General features: G+C 72.8%; 8 protein-coding genes. 2 read left to right on the top strand and 6 right to left on the bottom strand.

What is annotated here, in order from left to right; genetic code table 11:
• Positions 1 to 124: 124 nt before the first annotated feature.
• From AB5J55_RS02135 to AB5J55_RS02110, 6 genes are read right to left on the bottom strand one after another with little or no spacing between them, the layout of a single operon-like run.
• Entirely contained in the window at positions 125 to 1,375 is a 1,251-nt protein-coding gene (locus AB5J55_RS02135; protein ID WP_369268981.1) for a cytochrome P450, read from the bottom strand.
• On the bottom strand, positions 1,372 to 2,610 hold the full coding sequence (locus tag AB5J55_RS02130) for a cytochrome P450 (RefSeq protein ID WP_369268980.1): 1,239 nt from the start codon (positions 2,608 to 2,610) through the stop codon (positions 1,372 to 1,374). Before AB5J55_RS02130 ends, AB5J55_RS02135 begins: the two co-directional genes overlap by 4 nt.
• Positions 2,607 to 3,251: an ATP/GTP-binding protein gene (locus AB5J55_RS02125; protein WP_369268979.1), complete on the bottom strand. Its 645-nt coding sequence runs from the start codon at positions 3,249 to 3,251 to the stop codon at positions 2,607 to 2,609. Before AB5J55_RS02125 ends, AB5J55_RS02130 begins: the two co-directional genes overlap by 4 nt.
• The gene (locus AB5J55_RS02120) at positions 3,220 to 3,585 is read right to left on the bottom strand and encodes a DUF742 domain-containing protein (RefSeq protein WP_369268978.1); all 366 of its coding nucleotides are present in this window, start codon (positions 3,583 to 3,585) and stop codon (positions 3,220 to 3,222) included. Before AB5J55_RS02120 ends, AB5J55_RS02125 begins: the two co-directional genes overlap by 32 nt.
• Complete coding sequence (locus AB5J55_RS02115; RefSeq protein WP_328883901.1) at positions 3,582 to 4,004, bottom strand: roadblock/LC7 domain-containing protein; 423 nt, start codon at positions 4,002 to 4,004, stop codon at positions 3,582 to 3,584. Before AB5J55_RS02115 ends, AB5J55_RS02120 begins: the two co-directional genes overlap by 4 nt.
• Positions 4,001 to 5,545: an ATP-binding protein gene (locus AB5J55_RS02110; protein ID WP_369268977.1), complete on the bottom strand. Its 1,545-nt coding sequence runs from the start codon at positions 5,543 to 5,545 to the stop codon at positions 4,001 to 4,003. Before AB5J55_RS02110 ends, AB5J55_RS02115 begins: the two co-directional genes overlap by 4 nt.
• Positions 5,546 to 6,117: 572 nt before the next feature.
• Between AB5J55_RS02110 and AB5J55_RS02105 the strand changes: the two genes are divergently transcribed.
• On the top strand, positions 6,118 to 7,878 hold the full coding sequence (locus AB5J55_RS02105; protein WP_369268976.1) for a fatty acyl-AMP ligase: 1,761 nt from the start codon (positions 6,118 to 6,120) through the stop codon (positions 7,876 to 7,878).
• A gap of 64 nt (positions 7,879 to 7,942) precedes the next feature.
• Positions 7,943 to 21,700 carry an SDR family NAD(P)-dependent oxidoreductase gene (locus AB5J55_RS02100; protein ID WP_369268975.1) on the top strand — a complete coding sequence of 4,586 codons (13,758 nt, stop codon included), beginning with the start codon at positions 7,943 to 7,945 and terminating at the stop codon, positions 21,698 to 21,700.
• Positions 21,701 to 21,745: the final 45 nt, after the last annotated feature.

The following is a 21,745-nucleotide window of genomic DNA, read 5'->3' as shown; positions in this document are numbered from 1 at the left end:
GCCCCCAGGGCGGCACATCGGGCACGGATGCGATACCCAAGGCCTGCGTCGTCGACGTAGGTTCGTCTTCCCGCGGGGGCACGACCGGAACGGGGGACCGGTCGCGTCCCCGCGCGTGTCCGGTTCAGGCCTGCAGCCGCACCGGAATCTCCTGCCATCCGAACGCGATGAACGACGGCACCTGACGCAGCTCGTCCGCGCCGACGGCCAGGTGCAGGTCGGGGAAGCGGTCGAGCAACGCGGGCAACGCCGTCAGGGCCTCGACGCGGGCCAGCGGAGCGCCGATGCACCGGTGCACTCCGATCCCGAACGCCAGATGGTCGTCGGCCCCGCGCGAGGCGTCGAAGCTGTCCGCGTCCGGCCCGTAGTGCACGGGATCCAGCCCGGCGGCGGCGTACGTGGTGATGATGGCGTCCCCGGCGGCAATGGTCACGTCGCCCACCTCGATGTCCGTCACGGCGAACCGCAGGGGCAGGGATGCGATCGACGGGTGCACCCGCAGAGTCTCGTCGATCACCGCGTCCCAGCCGATCTCCCCGGAGCGTACGGCGGCCAGCTGCTCGGGGTGGGTCAGCAGTGCGACGACCGCGTTGCCGATGAGATTGACGGTCGTCTCGAACCCGGCGCCGATCACCAGCAGCAGTGTGTACAGAAGCTCCTCGTCGCTGAGCCGGTCACCGTCCTCGTCGCGCACCCGGATCAGCTCGGTCGTCAGATCGTCCCCGGGGTGCTCGCTGCGGTGGGCGATCAGCGCCCCCAGCACGGTGCCGATCTGCTGCTGCACGAACGCGGCGTGCTCCGGGCTCGGGTCGGAGGTGTCCATGATGGCCGCGATGAGCTCGGCGGTGTCCTCCCGCAACTCCTCGGGCACACCGAACAGTTCGCAGATCATCCGCATCGGCAGCGGGTGGGCGAATCCGGCCTTCAGATCGACTACCGCGCCACCGGCGCCGTCCGCGCCGCCTTTGTCGAGCGCGTCGAGCAGCTCCGCGGTGATCGCCTCCACCCGCGGCCGCATCTTCTCCGTGCGCCGCTGGGTGAAGCTCGGCGCGACCAGCCTGCGCAGCCGCGTGTGGTCGGCGCCGTACGTCGACAGCATGTTGATCACGCCGACCCAGCCCAGGATCCAGCCCCAGGAGGGGTGTTCTCCTATCTCGGGCCACAGCCGCCAGTGCTGTCGGGGGTCCTTGCTGACCCGCGGGTCGAGGATGAGTGCCTTGAGGGTGCCGTAGCCCGTGGGCGCCCACGCGGGGATGCCGCCGGGCAGTTCCACGGGCACGATCGGGCCGAGGGAGCGCAGCCGGGCGCTCTCGGCGGCGATGTCGGCGCCGAACGGGTCGATGGCGACGCGGTCGAGGCGGTCGGTCACGGTCACGACGGAACTCCTGGGTGGTCGGGGGAGCGAGGGCTGAACCGGACGGGCAGTGAGGTCAGCGAGCGGTGGAAGGGGCCGGGCCGCCAGGTCAGGCGCGCCCGGGGCAGCACCGGCTCAAGGTCGGGCAGCCACTGGGTGAGCCGCTCGATCGCCTCGGTGGCGATCAGCAGCGTGTGCTGCCGGACCGGGCAGGCGTGCGGGCCCGCCGACCAGGACAGGTGCGAGGCGTCCTTGGGGTGGCGTCCGCCGGTGACCTCCTGCTCGGCGAAGTGCGCGAGCGCCCCGTAGGAGACGACCACCGGCACCGCGGCCCTGATCCATGTGCCGTGGAAGGACACCGGGTTGCGGGCGTAGTGGATGCCGTAGTTGGCGAGCGGCGTCTCGTGATGGAGCACCTCCACCACCGCGTCCATGACGGGGCGGGCGCCGCTGGTGAGGGTGGAGTAGTACAGCGGGTTGCCGAGGATGCGGGAGAGCGCGTTCGACACCAGGTTGGCCGTCGGCTCGTGCCCGGCGCCGAGGGTGAGGAACACCTGCCAGGTGACCTCCTCGGGGGTGAGCCCGGCGGGGTGGTCAAGGAGCCGGCTCGGCAGGTCGTCGCCCCGCCGCTCGGCCTTGGCGGCGATCAGCTCCAGTACGTAGCCGCCGAACTCCGCCTCGCCCTCGGCCGCTTCGGCGCCGCCCTCCATCAGCTTGCCCAGCGCGGCGTTGAGCCGGTCGCTCTGGCTGTCGGGCATCCCGAAGAGGCTGTTGAACACCAATGCCATCAGCGGCCGGGTGAACTCGGCCACCAGATCGGCCTCGCCCTTCGGCCCGAACCGGCTCACCAGCACCCGTACCGCCCGGTGCACACGCGCCCGCAGGTCGTGCGGCTCGATCAGGTCGAAGGTGTCGATCAGCGAGGTGCGGTAGCGGACATGGGCCGCGCCGTCCGCGAACAGCGTGTTGGGCCGCCAGCGCATCATGCCGAGGATCGGCGAGTCGTCGGCGACCGTGGCCTCCCACGGCCGCGGGTCGTGCGAGAAGGTGTCCGTGTCGTGCAGCAGATCCAGCGCCGCCCGCCGGTCGGTGACGACGTACGCCGGTACACCCGGCGCCAACTCCGCCCAGCCGACCGGGCCCTGGGCGCGAAGGGACTCGTAGTAGCGGTACGGATCCAGCGCGAAGCCGTCCTCCCACAGCCGCACGGGGGCGGAGCGCGAGAAGGTCTGCCGGTCGGGGGAGTGGGTGGTCACCGGTCCTCCGGAACGTGACGGTCGATCAGGTGCTGGACCAGTGCGAGCAGCGCGTCCACGGACGAGTCGGCGTCCCGCGCGTCACAGGTCACCATGGGTGTGCCCGCCTCCAGGTCCAGGGCGGCGCGCAGTTGTTCCTCGGTGTGGTGCCGGGGCGCGTCCGGGAAGGCGTTGAAGGCGACCGCGTACGGCAGTCCCGTCTCCTCCACCAATCCCAGTACGTCGAACGAGGCGTCGATCCGCCGGCTGTCGACCAGGATCAGGGCGCCCAGCGCGCCGTACGCGATGTCGTCCCACAGCGCCCGGAACCGTTCCTGCCCGGGCGTGCCGAACAGGTACAGCACCACCCCGCCGGGCAGGCTGATCCGGCCGAAGTCGACGGCTACGGTGGTCGTCGTCTTGTCCCGCACTCCGGCGAGATCGTCCACCTGCGCGGACGCCTCGCTGAGCGGCTCCTCGGTGTGCAGGGGCCGGATCTCGGAGACGGAGTCGATCAGGGTCGTCTTGCCCACGCCGAAGGGGCCGGCGACCAGGATCTTGACCAGGTCGCGGGCGGTGTCGGGCAGGTGGATGTCCGCGGCCGGGCTTGCGGTGCCGGGGACGCCGGTGTCACGGGTGGTGTTTGAGGGCGCGAAGGCCATCGGCCACTCTCTTCAGCAGGTCGGGGTCGAAGCGTCCGGCGGGCGGGATCGGCGCACGGGCCAGCGCCAGGTCCCGGTCGACGAGTTCGGCCGCCAGCACACGCACCGCGGACACCGGCAGCCGCAGCAGCGCAGCGGCCTCCACGACCGTCAGCGAACCGGCGTCCAGGGCGTCCAGCAGGGCGAGTTGGGCGGCCGGCAGGCCGGTCGGCGCGGGTGTGCCGGTGCCCGTGAGCACCGACAGCCGCTCCAGCTGGGGCCGGCTGGGCCGGGCCACACCGCCGGTGGACAGATACGCGGGAACCAGGGGACGGCCGCCGCGGCGGCCCGTCATGCCCGTGCGTCGCCGTCGCCGCCTCGGGGCGCGGCGGCCATCGCCTTCTCGCCCAGCCGCGCCACCTGCGAGTGCACCCGGTGCGCGAGCAGGTCCAGGCGCACCTCCTCGTCCCCGTAGGCGGCCACGCAGGTGCCGTGGTCCGTCGGCACGATGAGCACATACCCGTGGTCCGACTCGATCACCACCTGCCGTACCTCGGCGCCCTCCCGGTCGGCGAACGCGGCCGCCGCCGTACGGCACGCCGCCTGCACGGTGCTGGTGATCGCGGCCACCCGCTCGGCCGAGGGCCGGCTCAGTGCGTCGGTGTACCCGGTCACCAGTCCGTCCCGCGTGAGCAGCACGGCGGCGACCACGTGCGGCACCTGCAGGATCGGATCGAGCACCCACGCCGTGTCTCCCGTATCGCGGCTGGTCATCGAGCCGTTCCCCCTTCATGGTCGGTCTGTTCGGTGTCGTTCGCCGCGGCTTCGGTCGGCCGCTGCGCCGCACCCTCGCTCTCCGGCTCGGTCTTCGGTGGGGCGGTGGAGGCGGCGTCGGCGTCCTCGTCGGCAGCGGACCGAGCGGCCGCGGTACCGGCCTGCAGCGCACCCAGCGCGGCGGCGGCCCGCTCCGGTCGGCGCACCGCGGGCCGCGCTGCGGGCATGTCACCCGCCGCCGCGGCGACCTGTGCGCGACGCCGGCGCCGGGGCAGACCACCCGTGTCGCTCGGGGCGTGATGCCCGGAGACGGGGCCGGAGACGTCGGCGTCATGGTCGGCGCCGTATCCGTGCGAGGTGCCGGACGCCCCGCTTTCCGAGGCGGCGCCGGCGGATGCTTCGGTGCCGGGGTCGTCGCCGACGGATGCCTGGGTTCCGGTGTCGACGGTCGCTTCGTCCCGGGAGGCCTTGCGAGTGGAGCGCGGCGCACTCGCCGCGGGCGGTCGCTCGGCGGGGTCGATATGGCTGAGCAGATGGCTGTCGACGCGCAGCACCGCCCGGACCCCGCCGTAGGGCGACGGCGAGGACACGTCCACGCCCAGATCGAACTGCCTGGTCAGCTGCCCGATCGCGGCGAGACCCATGCGCGGCGGATCTCCGAGGTCGGTGAGGAGAATCGGCTCCGAACCCGCCACCAGCCGCTGCGCGCGGTCGCGTTCCTCCTGGGTCATGCCCAGGCCCGCGTCGTCGACCGTGACGCAGACGCCGTGATGGACGTGCTCCAGGTTGACCACGACGTCCGTGTCCGGTGCGGAGTGCCGCAGGGCGTTGTCGAGGAGTTCGGCGACGATGATCGCGACGGGCTCCACGGCGTGGGACACGAGCGCGGTGCCGGCGGTGAGGTGGTTGTGGACCCGGACCCGGTGGTAGCCCGCGAGCCTGGCCTGGCCGCCGGTCACCGCCTCCACCAGATGCGACTCCTCCCGGGCCAGCCCGACCCATGCCCCGCACACCACGGCCGCGACCTGTGCCCGCCGCAGCGACTGCTCGTTCTCGTGGTCCAGTTGGAACAGGGTCTGCGCCAACTCCGGGTCGTCGTACTTCTGCTGTAGCTGCCGAAGGGCGTCCTGCAGCCGGTACAGCGCAGCCTGGATCTCGCGGGTGGCCCCGCGCATGCCGGCCTGTGCCGCCGCGTCGATGCGCGTGCGCTGGGTGGACAGCTCCGTGCGCAGTCCGTTCAGCACGCTCTCCAGCGCGGGACCGAGCGGCGACCCCGCGGTCTGCGGATGCAGTGGACCCGGTACGGCGACATGGGGGTGAGCCAGCTGACGGGCGGCGGCCGGGACGCGCTGCGCCGCCAGATGCTCCACCTCGGCGGTGAACGCCTCCAGCACGCCTTCGAGTTGGCGACGCAGGGCGGTGATCTCGGCGCGCTGCCTGGCCTGTTGACGCTGTGCGTGCAGCAGCCCGCCGCCCAAGGCGAGCGCGGACAGCATGCCGACGGCGAGACCGCCGGTCGCCAGGTCCGGTAGTTCGATCATCGAGTCGGTTTCCCAGGGAAGTCGGTTCGGGGCAGTGGGGCAGGGTTCGGTCCGCGGCCGTGGGACGAGGCGTTCGCAGCACAGTACACACCGTCATCGACCGATCTCGCACGGTCGATCGATACTTGATTTCGCAACTGCTGGAACTCTGCTCACTTCTGCCTGAGACTGTCTGTATTGCCTACGGCATAGGGGAGTTGGCGTCTTTGTCTGCCCCCGGGGGGTGCCGTATGGGCCTGTTGGGACGACGGGTGCTCGGTCAGGAACGAGAACGCCGGAGGCGACCGTCGGGTGTGCGACATACCTCACTGCGCGAGCTGAGTTCGGACACGTAGGGTTAACACCCGTTCGGCCCGTCGGACCGAACGGAGTTGCTATCGTTCAACTCGCTGGTAGCAAGCCACACGGGGGACGTGAGGAGTCGGCGGATCAGCGTCGTCGCTCCTCGGCGAGTCGTCGGGACGAACGGTCGGGCAAGGGGGCCCGGGCCGATCAGGTGCTGTGTCCATCCAGCGGCTGAGCCTCGAACTCCAGTTCCTCGCCCACCGATCCAGACAGGTGAGACTCGCAACATGGTTCGATCCCTGGTCGATCTGCTGACCAAGCACGCCGCCCACCACCCCGACCGAACCGCCTACCGCTACCTCGCCACCGGCGACTGCGACGGTGAGATCCAGGAGATCTCGTACGCCCGTCTCGCCGACCGGTCCCACGCCGTCGCAGCCTGGCTCCAGGAGCGCGGCCTGGCCGGCTCCCGCGCCATGCTGCTGTACCCGCCCGGCCTGGAGTTCATCTGCGGCTACCTCGGCTGTCTCTCGGCCGGCGTGGTGGCCGTCCCGGGCGTCCCGCCGCAGGGTCGTTCGCAGAACCACCGCGCCCTCACCCGGATGAAGCGGCTCATCGCCGACGCCGACGCCAAGGTGATCCTGGGCGGCCGCGAGGTGATCACGGCCCTGTCCGGCATGGTGGAGCACCTGCCCGAGCTCGCCGATATCACCTGCGTCGCCACCGAGGACATCCCCGACGAGGCGGCCGCCGCCTGGCGCGAGCCCGACCTCACCGCCGACTCGGTCGCCTTCCTCCAGTACACCTCCGGCTCCACCTCCGCCCCGCGCGGCGTCATGGTCACCCACGGAAACCTGCTGGACAACGAGCGGGTCATCACCGAGCGCATGGGCCACACGCCGGACGTCCTCGCCGAGTACGACCACGAGATGTTCGTCAGCTGGCTGCCCGTGTACCACGACATGGGCCTCATAGGCCCGGTCCTCAACACCGTCCACCTCGGCGCCACCGCCACGCTGTTCTCGCCGCTGCACTTCCTGCAGCAGCCCCAGCGCTGGCTGACCGCGATCAGCCGCTACCGCCCGCACACCAGCGGCGGCCCCAACTTCGCGTACGAACTCGCCCTCAAGCACGCCGGACCCGGACTCCTCGACGGCCTCGACCTCAGCAGCTGGCGGGTCGCGTTCAACGGCGCCGAACCCGTACGCGCCGCCACCCTGCGCCGCTTCACCGAGACCTTCGCCCCGGCCGGCTTCCGCCGCGAGGCTCTCTACCCCTGCTACGGCCTGGCCGAGGCAACCCTCATGGTCACCGGCGGCACGGTCCACACCCCGCCCACCCTGCTCCAGGCCCCCGAGACCGGCCCGCACGCCGGACGGACCGACGCCGCGGCCGTCAGCTCGGGCCGCCCCGGGCCCGACCTCACCGTCGCCATCGCCGACCCCGAACGGCACGAGGAACTGCCCGAGGGCGAGGTCGGCGAGATCTGGGTGCGCGGCGCGAGCGTCGCCAAGGGCTACTGGCGCAACGCCCTCGCCACCCGCGAGACCTTCCGCGCGACGCTGTCCGGCCACGAGGGCCGCTTCCTGCGCACCGGCGACCTCGGGTTCCTGCGGGACGGCGAACTGTTCGTCACCGGGCGCCTGAAGGACCTGATCGTCATCGACGGACGCAACCACTACCCGCAGGACCTGGAACTGACCGCCGAGATGTCCCACCCCGCCCTGCGCCCCGGCTGCACCGCCGCGTTCTCCGTGGAGGTCGCGCAAGCCACGGAGTCCGTGGCAGGGGGCGACGAGGGAGCGGCCGGCGAGCAGCCCGTCATCGTCGCCGAGATCGCCCCCGACGCGGCAGCCGAAGCGGAGAAGATCATCGACGTCATCCGCAGTGGGATCGGCGAGGCCCACGGCCTGTCGGTGCGTGACGTCGTCCTGGTCCAACCGGGCACCATCCCCAAGACGTCCAGCGGCAAGATCCAGCGCCGCGCCACCCGCACGGCCTACCTGGGCGGCACCCTCGCCGTGCTCGACGCACCCGTCCTGAGCTGATCCCGCCCGGTCCACCGCCGTACGGCCACAGCACTTGCCCGAATCCACGAGGACACCTGTCTACATGCCTGCGCACGAGTCGCCGAAGCAGTCCTTCGAGCCGTCCCTGACCACACCGGAGGGAGTGCGGGCCTGGTTGGAGTCGGCCGTCGCCGAGGCGGCCGGGCTCACCCCCTCGGCCGTCGACCCGGACCGTCCGATCGCCGAATTGGGACTGGGGTCAAGGCAGTTGGTGACGCTGGCCGCTGAGCTGTCCGCGCTGACGGGGCGGATCCTGGACCCGTCGCTCGTCTTCAATCACCCGACCATCACGGCCCTCGCCGTCGCGGTGTTCGACGACGGGCCCACGCAGGCGGCGACCGCCGCGCCCGCCCGGGCGGGCGCGGCCGGGCGCCAGGACGACGACATCGCCATCATCTCCATGGCCTGCCGCTTCCCGGGCGGCGCCGACGACCCCGAGGCCCTGTGGCGACTGCTCGGCACGGGCGAGGACGCCATCACCGAGGTGCCGGCGGGCCGTTGGGACACCCAGGGCCTGCACGATCCCGACCCGGAGGCCACCGGCAAGGCGTACTCCCTGCGCGGCGGCTACCTCGCCGGGATCGACCGCTTCGACGCGCCCTTCTTCGGGATCTCGCCCCGTGAGGCCGCGGCCATGGACCCTCAGCAGCGGCTGCTCCTGCAGACCGGCTGGGAGGCGATCGAGCGCGCCGGGATCGTCCCGGACACCCTGAACGGCAGCTCCACGGGCGTCTACATCGGCCTGTACGACAGCGGCTACCTCGCCTCGGCCGCCCTGGACCAGCTCGACGGGCACGTCGGCACCGGCTCGGCGTCCAGCGTGGCGTCCGGACGTATCGCCTACACCCTCGGCCTTCAGGGCCCGGCGGTCACCGTCGACACAGCCTGCTCGTCCTCCCTGGTCGCCCTGCACCTGGCGGCTCGGGCCCTGGCCGGCGGCGAGTGCGACCTCGCTCTGGCGGGCGGGGCGACGCTGCTGGTGACGCCGCGCGGGCACGTCGAGTTCAGCAGGCTGCGCGGACTGTCGCCGTCCGGGCGGTGCAGCCCGTTCTCGGCCGACGCGGACGGCGTGGTGTGGGCCGAGGGCTGTGGTGTGGTCCTGCTCAAGAGGCTGGCGGACGCGCGCCGCGACGGCGACCGGATCCTCGCCGTCGTCAAGGGCTCGGCGATCAACCAGGACGGCCGCAGCCAGGGCCTCAGCGCCCCCAACGGCCCCGCTCAGGAACGGGTGTTGAGGGCCGCACTCGACACGGCCGGGCTCCAGCCGCACGACCTGGACCACATCGAGGCGCACGGCACCGGCACCCCGTTGGGCGACCCCATCGAGGGCCGCGCCCTGGCCGCCGTCTTCGGCCCCGACCGCCCCGCCGACCGCCCCCTCGGCGTCGGCTCCCTGAAGTCCAACATCGGCCACACCCAGGCCGCGGCGGGCATCGCCGGTGTCATCAAGACCGTGCTGGCCCTCCACCACGAGCGGATACCGGCGTCCCTGCACGCCGAGACCCCGACCGAGCACATCGACTGGGCGCACGGCGGCCTGCGTGTCCTCGACGAGACCCAGGCCTGGCCACGGGACCCCGAGCGGGTACGGCGCGCCGGCGTGAGCGCTTTCGGCATCAGCGGCACGAACGCCCATGTGGTGCTGGAGGAGGCGCCCGAGGAGCCGACGCAACCGCAGCCCCCTGCCGACCTTCCCGGTACGACTCTCTTCCCGCTCTCCGCCCGCACCCTCCCCGCACTGCGGGGACAGGCGGGACGCCTTCTCGGAACCCTCGCTCAGCAGCCCGAGTTGCCGCTCCCCAACGTCGCCGCGACCCTGGCTCACCATCGCACCCACTTCGAGCACCGAGCCGTCCTCCAGGCGAGCGACCGCGACGAACTGCTCACCGCGCTGCGAGCCCTCGCCGACGGCGGGCCAGACGTGGAGCCGGTCATCGCCTCTCAACAGACCGGCCTCACAGGCAAGTTGGCGTTCGTGTTCCCCGGACAGGGCTCCCAATGGGCCGGCATGGCGCGTGACCTCCTCGACCGGGACCCCGTTTTCGCCGACGAGCTGGACCGCTGCGACGCCGCCCTGCGCCCCTTCACCGACTGGTCGGTGACGTCCGTCCTGCGCGGCGACGCGAGCGCCCCGGCCCTGGACCGCGTAGACGTCGTCCAACCGGTGCTGTTCGCCGTGATGGTGTCCCTCGCCGCCGTGTGGCGCGCCCGTGGCATACGGCCGGACGCGGTCGTCGGGCACAGCCAGGGCGAGGTCGCCGCGGCCTGCGTCGCCGGGGTGCTCAGCCTCAACGACGCCGCGGCCGTGGTCGCGCTGCGCAGCCAGGCCCTGACCGAGCTGTCCGGCACCGGCACGATGGCCGTTGTCGCGCTGCCGCACACCGACGTCGAGGCCCGACTCGCCGACCACGGCGGCGAGATCGGTGTCGCCGCCGTCAACAGCGGCCGCTCGACCGTGATCGCCGGTGCCGTCGACGCCGTGGAAGCCCTTCTCGCCGACCTCGACCGGCAGCAGGTCTTCGTCCGCCGCCTCGACGTCGACTACGCCTCCCACAGCACCCAGGTCGAACCGGTCCGCGCGACGATCCTCGACGAACTCGACGGCGTCACCACCTACCCCACGTCCGTCGCCTGGTACTCCACCGTCACGGCCGAGCCGGTCACCGAGGAACTCGAAGCCGACTACTGGTACACCAACCTGCGCGAACCCGTCCGCTTCGCGCCCACCGTCGAGCGCATGTCCGCCGACGGCTACCGCTACTTCGTCGAACTGAGCCCGCACCCCTCATTGCTCACCGCACTGAGCACGATCAACGAGGACCTGGTCGCGGTCGGATCGCTGCGCCGCGACGAGGACGGCCCCGCCTGCCTCGACCGCGCCGCCGCCGAACTCCACGTTCACGGACGGCGACTCGACTGGCGCCGCATGGTCCCGCACACCACCCCTGCGGATCTGCCGACCTACGCCTGGGACGCGCAGCGCCACTGGATCGAAGCCGCCGCCTCCGCGACCGCTCCCGGCCTCTTCGACCGCGCCGCGCACCCGCTGCTCGGCATCCAGCTCCAGTCGGCGGACGAGACCCGCTGGACGTTCCGCAACGAGTGGTCCCCGGCCACCGCGGAGTGGCTTGCCGACCACAAGGTCTTCGACCGGACCGTGGTCTCGGGCACCACCCTGATGGAGCTCTGCCGCGCCGCCCTCGCCGCGGCCCGCCCGGACACCCCTGCCGACGTAACCGACCTGCTCCTCCTCGCACCGCTCACCCTGCCCGGCACCGGCACGGTAGAGGTGTCCGTCGAGGTGGTCACCGCCGGAACGGTTCCGGAGATCACGGTCCACAGCCGGCCACGGGGCCAGGAAGCCACCGACTGGACCCTGCACGCCACCGCCTCCGCCTCCGCCGAGTCGGCCACCGCGCCGACCGACGAGCCTCCGACCTGGCCCGAGACCGCCGAACCGGCCTGGAGCGAGGACACCTACGAGCGGCTGAACCGGCTGGGCCTCGGCTACGGCCCGGCCTTCCAGGGCGTACGACGAGCCGCCGCGACCGGCGACGGAACCCTGATCGCCCACCTCACGCTGCCCACCGCGGCCCGTGACACGGCCGACCCCTACCCGGTGCACCCGGCGCTCCTGGACGCCGCCCTCCACGTCGCCGCCGCCCTCGACATCTCCGACCAGCGGGTCCTGCTGCCGGTCGCGATGGCCCGCTGCGTCCTGCCTCCCGTCGGCACGACGGACCTGACCGTGTCCGTCCGCCGCAGTGGCGGTTCCGGTACGGACCTCAGGCTGGACGTCACCCTGTGGGACGCCGACGGCTTTCCGGCAGGCCGACTGGAGGGCGTGCGCCTCCGGGCCGTGAACCCGGCCGACCTGGCCGGCGCCTCGGAGAACGCCCGGCACCTGTACGAGGTGGCGTGGACGGCCGTACCGGAGGAGACGGCAGCCGCACCGGAGCGGCCGGCGGAGGCGACCGGCCCCGCATGGGCCGTCCACGGCGACGAGTCGGACCCGGCCGTCCCGGCGGCTCTGCGCGACCTGCGCGCGGCCGGCGTCCAGTCCTCCGACGAGGGCGCCGACACCGTCGTACGATTCTGGCCCCGACCTACGGCCGACATCCAAACGGCGGCTGCAGCACACGAGTTGGCAGCAACGGCCCTGGCGGAACTCCAGACGCTGATCGCCCTCCCGCCCGGGGAGGGGCCCACACGCATCATCTGGGTGACCCGCGGAGCGATCGCAGCCGCCGACGGCGACACCGTCCCCGAGCCCGCCCAGTCGGTGTTGTGGGGCCTGGCCCGCAGCGCCCGTACCGAACACCCCGACCTCGGGCTGACCCTGCTCGACGTGGACGGCAGTGACGAGCCGCCGCTGCTCACCACAGTGGCCGTCGCCGACGAGCCGGAACTCGCCCTGCGTGGAGGCGAGTTGCTCGCGCCGCGCCTGGTCCGTGCCCGACCCGCACCTTCCGACCGTCCCGCTGCCGCGATCCCCACCGACGGCACGGTGCTGATCACCGGAGGCCTCGGCGCGGTGGGCCGCAACATAGCCCGCGTTCTGGCCGAAAACGGCGTCCCGCGCCTGCTGCTGACGTCTCGTCAAGGCACTGCCGACCCCCGCGCGATCGAAGTCACCGCCGAGTTGGCCGCGTACGGCGCCGAGGTCGAGGTCGCCGCGTGCGATGTCGGGGACGAGACGGCCGTGGCGGGCGTGCTGGCGCGCTTCGATGACCAGTCGCCGCTGCGTGGCGTCGTCCACTGCGCCGGAGTCCTCGCCGACGGCGTGATCGCCGAACTGACCCCCGAACGGCTCGCCCACGTACTGCGCCCCAAGGTCGACGGTGCCGCACACCTGCACCGGCTCACCGCAGGCCACCCGCTCGGCCTCTTCCTCCTGGTCTCCTCGGCCGCGGGAGTCGTCGGCAACGCGGGCCAGGCCAACTACGCCGCCGCCAACGTCTTCCTCGACCAACTCGCCCACCACCGGCGCGCCCTGGGCCTGCCCGGCACCTCGGTCTCCTTCGGGGCCTGGGCGGGCGAGGGGCTCGCCGCCGAGCACGCCGACCTGGAACGGATGGCCCGACTCGGCCACCGCGCCATCACCCCCGACCAGGGTTGCGAGCTGACCGAGCTGTCCCTGCGGCGCGACGCCCCGCACCTGGTGGCCTGGGCTCTGGATCTGCCCCGCCTCAGGGCGGCTGCCCCGACGGGAGCACTGTGGCGCTCCCTGTTCCCCGCACCCCGCTCCGCCCAGGTCGGCAGCCACACCCTGGCCGACCGTCTGGCCCGGCTCCCGGAGCCCGAACGCGCCGCTCGTGTCCTCGCCCTGGTCCGCGAGGAGGCCGCTCACGCGCTCGGCCTGCGCTCTGCGGAGTCCGTGCGCCCCGACCAGCCGCTCCGCGACCTCGGCATGGACTCGGTGACGGCGGTCGACCTGCGCAACCGCATCAGCACCCGAATCGGCAGCAAGCTCCCCGCCACCCTCCTCTTCGACCACCCCACGCCCACCCGCCTCGCCGAGTACCTGCTGGCGGGCGCTCTCGCGACCGCAGGCCGTACGAGCCGGAAGCCCGTGCCCGAGACCACGGCCTCGCCGTGCTCGGACGAGCCGGTGGCCCTCGTCGCCATGGCCTGCCGCGTGCCCGGCGGAGTGAGCGACCCGGAGGGCCTGTGGCGCCTCGTCGCCGAGGGCCGGGACGCGGTCGGACCGTTCCCGGCGGGTCGGTGGGACGTCGAGTCGCTGTACGACCCCGACCCGGACGCGCTGGGCAAGTCGTACGCGCGCGAGGGCGGGTTCCTCGACGACATCGACTCCTTCGACGCCGGCTTCTTCGGCATCACGCCGAAGGAGGCGGCGGCCATGGACCCGCAGCAACGGCTGCTACTTGAGACCGCCTGGGAGTCGTTGGAACGCGCCGGAATCGTGCCCGCCGACCTCGCGGGCAGCACGACGGGTGTGTACGTCGGCATGTTCGGCAGCGACTACCTGTCCGGCACCCGGCTCGACCAACTGGACGGCTACGTCGGTACCGGCTCCGCGCTGAGCGTGGCCTCCGGCCGGCTCGCGTACACGCTCGGGCTGAACGGCCCGGCGCTGACGGTGGACACCGCCTGCTCCTCGTCTCTGGTGGCCGTGCATCTGGCGGCCCAGGCGCTGCGGGCGGGGGAGTGCGACCTGGCGCTCGCAGGCGGCGTCACGCTGATGGTCACGCCGCAGACCTTCGTCGAGTTCAGCAGGCTGCGCGGCCTGTCGCCGACGGGCCGCTGCCGCTCCTTCTCCGATGCCGCCGACGGTGCCATCTGGGCCGAGGGCGCCGGCATGGTGGTACTGAAACGACTGAGCGACGCCCGGCGGGACGGCGACCGGATCCTGGCCGTGCTGCGCGGCACCGCCGTCAACCAGGACGGCCGCAGCCAGGGCCTGTCCGCGCCGAACGGGCCCGCGCAGGAGCAGGTGATCCGGCGCGCCCTGGACCAGTCCGGGCTTCGGCCCGCCGACATCGACTACGTCGAGGCGCACGGCACGGGCACGACCCTGGGCGACCCGATCGAGGCGAACGCCCTCGCGGAGGTCTTCGGTGCCACGCGCACCGACGAGCGCCCGCTGTACCTGGGCTCGCTGAAGTCCAACATCGGGCACGCACAGGCGGCTTCCGGCGTGATCGGCCTGATCAAGGTCGTGCAGGCCCTGCACCACGAGACCCTCCCGCGCACCCTGCACGCGGACACACCCAGCCGCCACGTCGACTGGACGGACAGCGGCCTGCACCTGCTGCGGGAGGAGACGGCCTGGCCGGCGTCGGCGGAGCGGGTACGGCGTGCCGGTGTGAGCGCGTTCGGGATCAGCGGCACCAACGCCCACGTGATCGTGGAGGAGGCCGCCGGGGCGCCCGTGCCGGAGACCGCGGCCGAACTGCCCGCCGGACAGCGGCTGTTCGTCCTGTCCGGCCGCAGCGAGGAGGGCCTGCGCGGACAGGCGGCCGCCCTGGCCCGTCACCTCGCCGAGGACACCGACGGCGCCGCGCTGCCGGACCTCGCCCACACCTTGGCCCGCCACCGCACCCACTTCGAAAGACGCATCGCAGTCCTGGCCGAGGACCCCAACGAACTGCGGTCCGTCCTGGGCGAGTTGGCTGCCGGACAGATCACGCTGCCGCCGTTCCGGGAGGAGCAGACGGGCAAGGTCGCCTTCGTCTATGCGGGGCACGGCGGGCAATGGCCCGGCATGGGCCTGGACCTGATGACCCAGTCGGAGGCCTTCCACGAGGAGCTGACCCGGATCGACGAGGCGGTCCAGCGGCACGTCGGCTGGTCGGTGCTCAACGCGCTGCGCGCGCCGGAGGAGTTCACCCCCCTGGAGCGGACCGAGTATCTGCAGCCGGCCCTGTTCGCGGTGAACGCGGCACTGACGGCCGCCTGGCGCTCGCTCGGCGTCACCCCGGATGCCGTGATCGGGCACAGCCTGGGCGAGATGGCCGCCGCTTACGGCGCGGGCGCCCTCACCCTGGACGACGCCGTGGCCGTCGTGACCGGGCGCGCCCAGGCGGTCGCACCGGTCGCGGGCAAGGGCGGCATGCTGTCCCTGAACCTGCCGCGCCCGCGCGTCGAGGAACTCCTCGCGCCGTACGCCGGCCGGCTGTTCGTGGCCGCCGTCAACAGCCCGCACTCCACGGCCGTCTCCGGCGACAGCGAAGCGCTGGCCGAGCTGAGCCGGAGCCTGGACGAGCAGGGGATCGAGGCACGGTCGCTGTCGACCCCGTTCGCCTCGCACACCCCGCTGATGGCCCCGCTCCGCGAAGACCTGCTCGACCGCTGGTCCGGCATCCGGGGCACCGGGACCACGATCCCGCTCTATTCGACGGTGCTGGCGGAGCCCGTGCCCGGAGACCGCCTGGACCCCGCCTACTGGTACGCCAACCTGAGCGAGCCCGTCCGCTTCGCCGACACGATCCGGCGCATGCTGGACGACGGCTACCGCTACTTCGTCGAGCTCAGCCCGCACCCCTCGCTCGGCTCGTCCATCGAAGCGGTGGCCGCGGACGCCGGGATCGACGCGGTGAGCGTCGGCTCGCTGCGCCGCCAGCGGGGCGGACAGGACGTACTGCTGCGCAGGCTGGGGGAGTTGTACACGGGCGGCCACACGCCCGACTGGTCGGCGCTGTTCCCTGACGGCCGGCGTGCCGACCTGCCCACCTACGCCTTCGCCCGCGAACGCCACTGGCTCGCACCCGCCCCGGCCACCGCGACCGGCGCCTCGCCGCTCCTGGGCACGCACGTCGAGGCCAGCGACGAAGCCGACCGGCACCTGTTCCAGAGCGAGGTGGACCTGCGGGACAGCCGCTTCGCCTATCTGACCGACCACCGGGTGACCGGCGAGGTCTGGCTGCCCGGCGCCGCCTTCCTCGACATGGCACTGGAAGCCGCGTCCACCGTGCAGGACGGCGGCGACGTACGGCTCGCCGACGTCAGGTTCCTCCAGGCGCTGCGCCTTCACGAGTCCCGGCCGACCCGACTGCAACTGGTCCTGCGGCCCGCCAACGACGGCTTCCGGGACTTCACCATCGCCTCGGCGCCCACCGGCGGCGGACAGCGCGCTCCCTGGGAGCGCCACGTCGCCGGACGGATCGCCGTCACGCCGGTCACGCCTGCGGAGCCCATCGCCGAGCCCGCTGTCGAGGCCGGCGAGTCACTCGCCGCGCTGCGCGAGCAATGCACCGAGCCGGTCGACCTGCCCGCCGTCTACGGCGCCCTCGCCGCCCTCGGCATCGACTACGGCCCCGCCTTCCGAGGCCTGGAGTCGGGCCACCGAGCCCCATCCACCGCCCTCGCCCGACTGGCCGACAAGCCCGCCGCCGGTCATCTCCTCCACCCGGCCGTCCTCGACGCCGCCTTCCACACGGCCGCGCTGCCCGGCGACGCACCCGAGGGGCGGGCGTTCATCCCTGCCGGGGTCGGCCGGCTCCGCCACACCGGTCTCCGCTCCACGCCCGCGTGGGTGACCTGCGAGCTGCGATCCGTTTCCGGCGACACCGCGACGCTCGACCTCCGGCTGTACGACGAGAAGGACCAACTCCTGCTGGAGGCAGAGGAATTCGAGCTGGCCGCGCTCTCACCCCTGGACGGCGCGCTGTTCGAGACTCGCTGGCAGCCCCGCTCGATCGCCAACGAGCCCCCTGCGCAAGGCAGTTGGCTCATCCTGGCCGACGAGTCGGGCGTGGCAGCCCAACTCGTCGAGCGGCTGGGCACCTCGGTGTCGTACGTGATTGCCCGCAGAGGCGAGGCTTTCGCCGCCGAGGGCGCCGGCCGGTACGTCCTCGACCCGGCCGACCCGCAGCATCTGCGCCGCCTCCTCGACGAGGCCTTCGCAAGCGAACCACCCGAGCGCGTCATCCAGTTGACCGCACTTGACGCTCCCGCGATCGAGGATGCCGGTACCGCCGAGAAGGCGGCGCGGCTGTGCTGCCTGAGCACCCTCCATGTGGTGCGCACATTCGCCGAGCGGGCGCAGGGACCGGCGCCCCGGCTCTTCGTCGTGGCGCGCGGCAGTCAAGCCGCTGGTGACAGCACGCAGGTGACGCATCCTCAGCAAGCGCTCGCCTGGGGCTTCGGCCTCGCCGCGGCGCAGGAACACCCGGAGCTGAGGACCACCCTCATCGACCTCCCTCCGACGGACGGCGTCGACGCCCTGTGGACCCAGCTGCGGCACGCCGACGACGAACGGCTCGTCGCGCTGCGCGAGACCGGCCGACTGGTGCCTCGCCTGACCCGCACCCGCCCGGACGACGCCGGGCACGGGGCCACCACCCCGGACGGCGTGTATCTGATCACCGGCGGCCTGGGCGGTCTCGGGCGGGTCGTCGCCGAGCGCCTGGTCCGCCGCGGCGCCCGCCGGCTGGCCCTGATGAGCCGGAGCGCGCCTGCCGCGGAGGCCATGGGCTGGATCCAGGGGCTCGAAGAGCGGGGCGTGACCGTGCACTTGGCGCGCGCGGACGTCGCCGACCGCGACGGGCTGGCCGCCGCCCTGGACGCCGTACGACACGCGCTCGGCCCGATCACCGGGGTCGTGCACGCGGCCGGCGTCCTGGACGACGCCACCATCGCCAACCTGACCGACGAGCGCGTCCTGGGCGTCCTCGGCCCCAAGGTCCTGGGCACCGCCCTGCTCACCGAACTGACCCCGGAAGCAGCGGACTTCGTGCTGTTCGCCTCGGCGGCCGGTCTGCTCGGCTCGGCCGGGCAGAGCCCGTACTCGGCGGCGAACGCCTTCCTCGATGCCTGGGCGCACCACCTCTCCCGCACGGACCGTCGTGCGCTGAGCCTGGACTGGGGCGCCTGGTCCGAAGTGGGCATGGTGTCCGAGTCCGGCGTCCGCGAGGCGGAGACCGGCCGCTCAGGCCTGGTCGCCTTCTCGGCACAGGACGGCGGCGAGCTCTTCGAGCGCGTGCTCAGCACCGGCCGCCGCCAGCTCGCCCCCATGGCCCTGGACTGGGAGTTGCTGTCCCTCGACCCGGACGCGGCCCGCACCCGCCCCATCCTGGCCGACCTGGTCACCGTCCCCACCGGTACGCCCGGCACGGACGACCTGGTCAAGAAGGTGTTCGCGGCGACGACCGACCACGAGCGGACCGTACGCCTGGAGGCATACGTACGCGCCAGGGTCGGCGAGGTCGCCGGTGGCGCGGTGCAGGTCTCCGCCACCACGGCCCTGAAGGAACTCGGCCTCGACTCCCTCATGCTCGTGCGGCTGCGCAACGCCTTCGCCCGTGAACTCGGCGTCGAACTCCCCGCGGCCACCGTCTTCTCGGCCGCCGACATGCGCGGCCTCGCCCAAGCCCTGAGCACGGCGCTGCCGGAACGGCGGACCACGGCACAGGACGACGAGCCGCAACACACCACCGAGGTACCGGCGACCGAACTGCACCCCGCGACCCGCGACGTCGTACGGCTGCTGCGCAGCGCCCAGCCCGGCATGCCCGACGCGGCCCACGCCGTCGGCCTCGCCGTACGCCTCACCACGCCGACCGCCCCTGAGACACTGACCGCCATCCTCGGCCGCCTCACCGCACGGCACGCGGCCCTGCGCACCGCCATCGTCACCGCGGCCGAGGGCGGGCGCGAACTGCGAGTGCACCGCGAACTGCCGGAACCGCTGTTGCGGTGGACGGTCGTGCCGGACGAGGTCTCCTTCGATGCCGCCGACCGGCTGCGCGAGCTCCTTGAACCGCCGTTCGACCTGGCCGTCGCGCCGCTGTGGCGCTTCGAGCTGCTGGACGGCGGCGAGCGAGGCCAGATGCTGGTGTACGGCGCCCACCACGCGGTCAGTGACCTGCAGTCGCTGCTGCTGGTGGCGAGCGAGATCGACGCCGAGCTGTCCGGCGACATGCTCGGCGACACGGTCACCAACCGAGACATCGCGCTGCTGATCGAGGCCCAGCAGACCGGCGAGCAAGCCGACGGGCGCGGCGTCGGGAATACCGAGAGCCGGGCCGAATCGGACGAGTGGCGCGAGGCCTTCCGAGGCAGCGCACGCCTCGACCTCACCCTCAGCCGACCGCGGCCTGACACCCGCTCGTACCGCGCCGGCAACGTCACCGTGCCCATTCCCGACGGGCTCATGGAGCGTATCTCGGCCGCCGCGAGCCGTCTGGCCGTGACCCCGGCCGCCTTCTGCCTCGGCACCCTGACGGTCCTGCTGGCCAGGAAGCGCGAGCTCGAACGCTTCGTCCTCGCCGTGCCCGTCGACACACGCATCCACGCCGACGCGTACGACGCCCTGGGCTTCTTCGGCGTGCCGGTGCCCTTCCCGGCCGAGGCGCACGCGGGCGAGCGCATCGAGGAGGTGCTCCGCCGCACCGACGGGCGGCTGCAGCGGGTCCTGACCAAGGGCGCGATGTTCTCCGACGTACTGCCGGTGCTCGCCCAGCAGGGCCTGTACCGGGCGAACGCGCCGCTGGTGGAGGTGTACTTCAACTACGTACGCGCCGCGGGCGGGTTGACCGGCTTGGAGGTGCTGCCGGCGGGCACGGGCCACTCCGACCTCGACCTCATGGTCACCATGACGCCGGACGCGGGCCGGATCCGCCTCGACCACAACCTCGACATCCTGGACGCGGCGACGGTCGCCGAGCTGGGCGAGGCGCTGGTGAGTCTGCTCGCGGAGACGGCGCAGGACGCGACGGGTCCGGTTCGTGCGACACCGACACCGGCCCACACCCACACCCTCGCCCTCGCCGCCACCTTCGCCCTCGGCAACCTGCCGCTGATGTGTGAGACGGCGGTCAACGAGTCGGTACGGGACGGCAGCGTGACGACCGTCGCCGAGGCCCCGTACCACCACGTGCCCGCGAGCCTGCGCGACCCGTCCGGCGTGTTCGCCGACCCCGGCACGACGGCGGGCGTCGTACTCCTGCGGGCCACCGACCTGCAACGCTTCGGCCCCGTCGACGACGCCCTGTTGGCCGAACTGCGCACCGCCTACCCGGCCGCCCTGCGTGCGGTGGCCGAGCGCACCCGCAAGCCGCTGATCGTCGGCTTCCTGCCCGCCGCGCAGGGTGAGGACCGCTTGCGGCGATGGGAAGAGGAGATCGCTGCCGAGGTGGCCCAGGTGCCGGGCATCGCGGTGCTCGGCCCCGACGAGTGGACCCGCCACCACCCCGTCGAGGAACGTTTCGACGAGCGCACCGAACGCCTGGCCCACCTCCCGTTCACCCCGCACTTCCAGGCAGCCGTGGCCCTCCGCCTCGCCGAGGTCGTACGGGCGGTCCGCCGCCCGGCGCCGAAGGTGATCGCGGTCGACGGCGACGAGACCCTGTGGGGCGGCGTGGCCGGGGAGATCGGCCCCGAGGCCGTGGACCTGACCGGACCGCGAGACCTGCTGGCGCGCCGGTTGCTGCAGTGGCGCGCGGCGGGCGCCCTGCTCGTCCTGGTCAGCAACAACGACGAGGACACGGTCCGCGCCGTACTGGACCGCCCGGACAGCGCGTTGAAGGCCGAGCACTTCAGCGTGCTCTCCGCGGCGTGGGGGCCGAAGCCAACGCGCCTGGCCGACGTGGCGCAGACGCTCAACCTGGGCCTGGACAGCTTCCTGTTCCTCGACGACAACCCGGCCGAGATTGCCAGGATGCGCTCGGCGCTGCCGCAGGTGCTGTCGGTGACCTGCCCCTCGGTCGCCGAACTCCCCGACTTCCTAAGCCGTTTGTGGCCGCTGGTCCCTGCCGCTGCGACGGCCGAGGACGCGCTGCGGGCACGGTTCTACGAGCAGGAGCGGGAGCGGGACGCCGTCCGCGAACAGGCGAGCTTCGAGGAGTTCCTGGACCAGCTGGACCTGGAGGTCGACATCCGGGCCCTGGCCGACGCCGATGTCCAGCGCGCGGAGCAACTCGTCGCCCGCACCAACCAGTTCACCCTCCGCGCCCGCTCCACCGACGGCGGCGATGTCGCCCGGTGGCGCGAACGCGGTGAGGTCTGGACGGCCGCGGCCCGTGACAGGTTCGGCGACTACGGCCAGATCGGCCTGCTCGCGGTGCACCGCCAGGGTGACCAACTCGACGTGTTGGCCTGGCTGATGAGCTGCCGTGCACTCGGCCGGGGAGTCGAGGAGCGGCTGCTGCAATGGCTGGCCGACCGCGCCGAGGAACTGGACTGCGCCAAGGTCCGCCTCACAGCGGAGCGCACGCCGCGCAACACCCCGGCCCGCCGTCTGCTGTCGGCACTGGGCGGCGGCGACCAGGACGACGACCGACTGGAGGCCGTGGTCACGCCGGAACAACTGCGGGCGTTCCGCTCGTGGCGGCGGCAGTGACGGTCGGCAACCGACCGGTCAGTACCGATCAAAGGGCAGGGCAAC

The sequence above is a fragment of the Streptomyces sp. R11 genome (genome assembly GCF_041051905.1).
In the GTDB taxonomy this organism is placed as follows: Bacteria; Actinomycetota; Actinomycetes; order Streptomycetales; family Streptomycetaceae; genus Streptomyces.
This window is presented reverse-complemented; position numbering and strand designations above follow the sequence as displayed.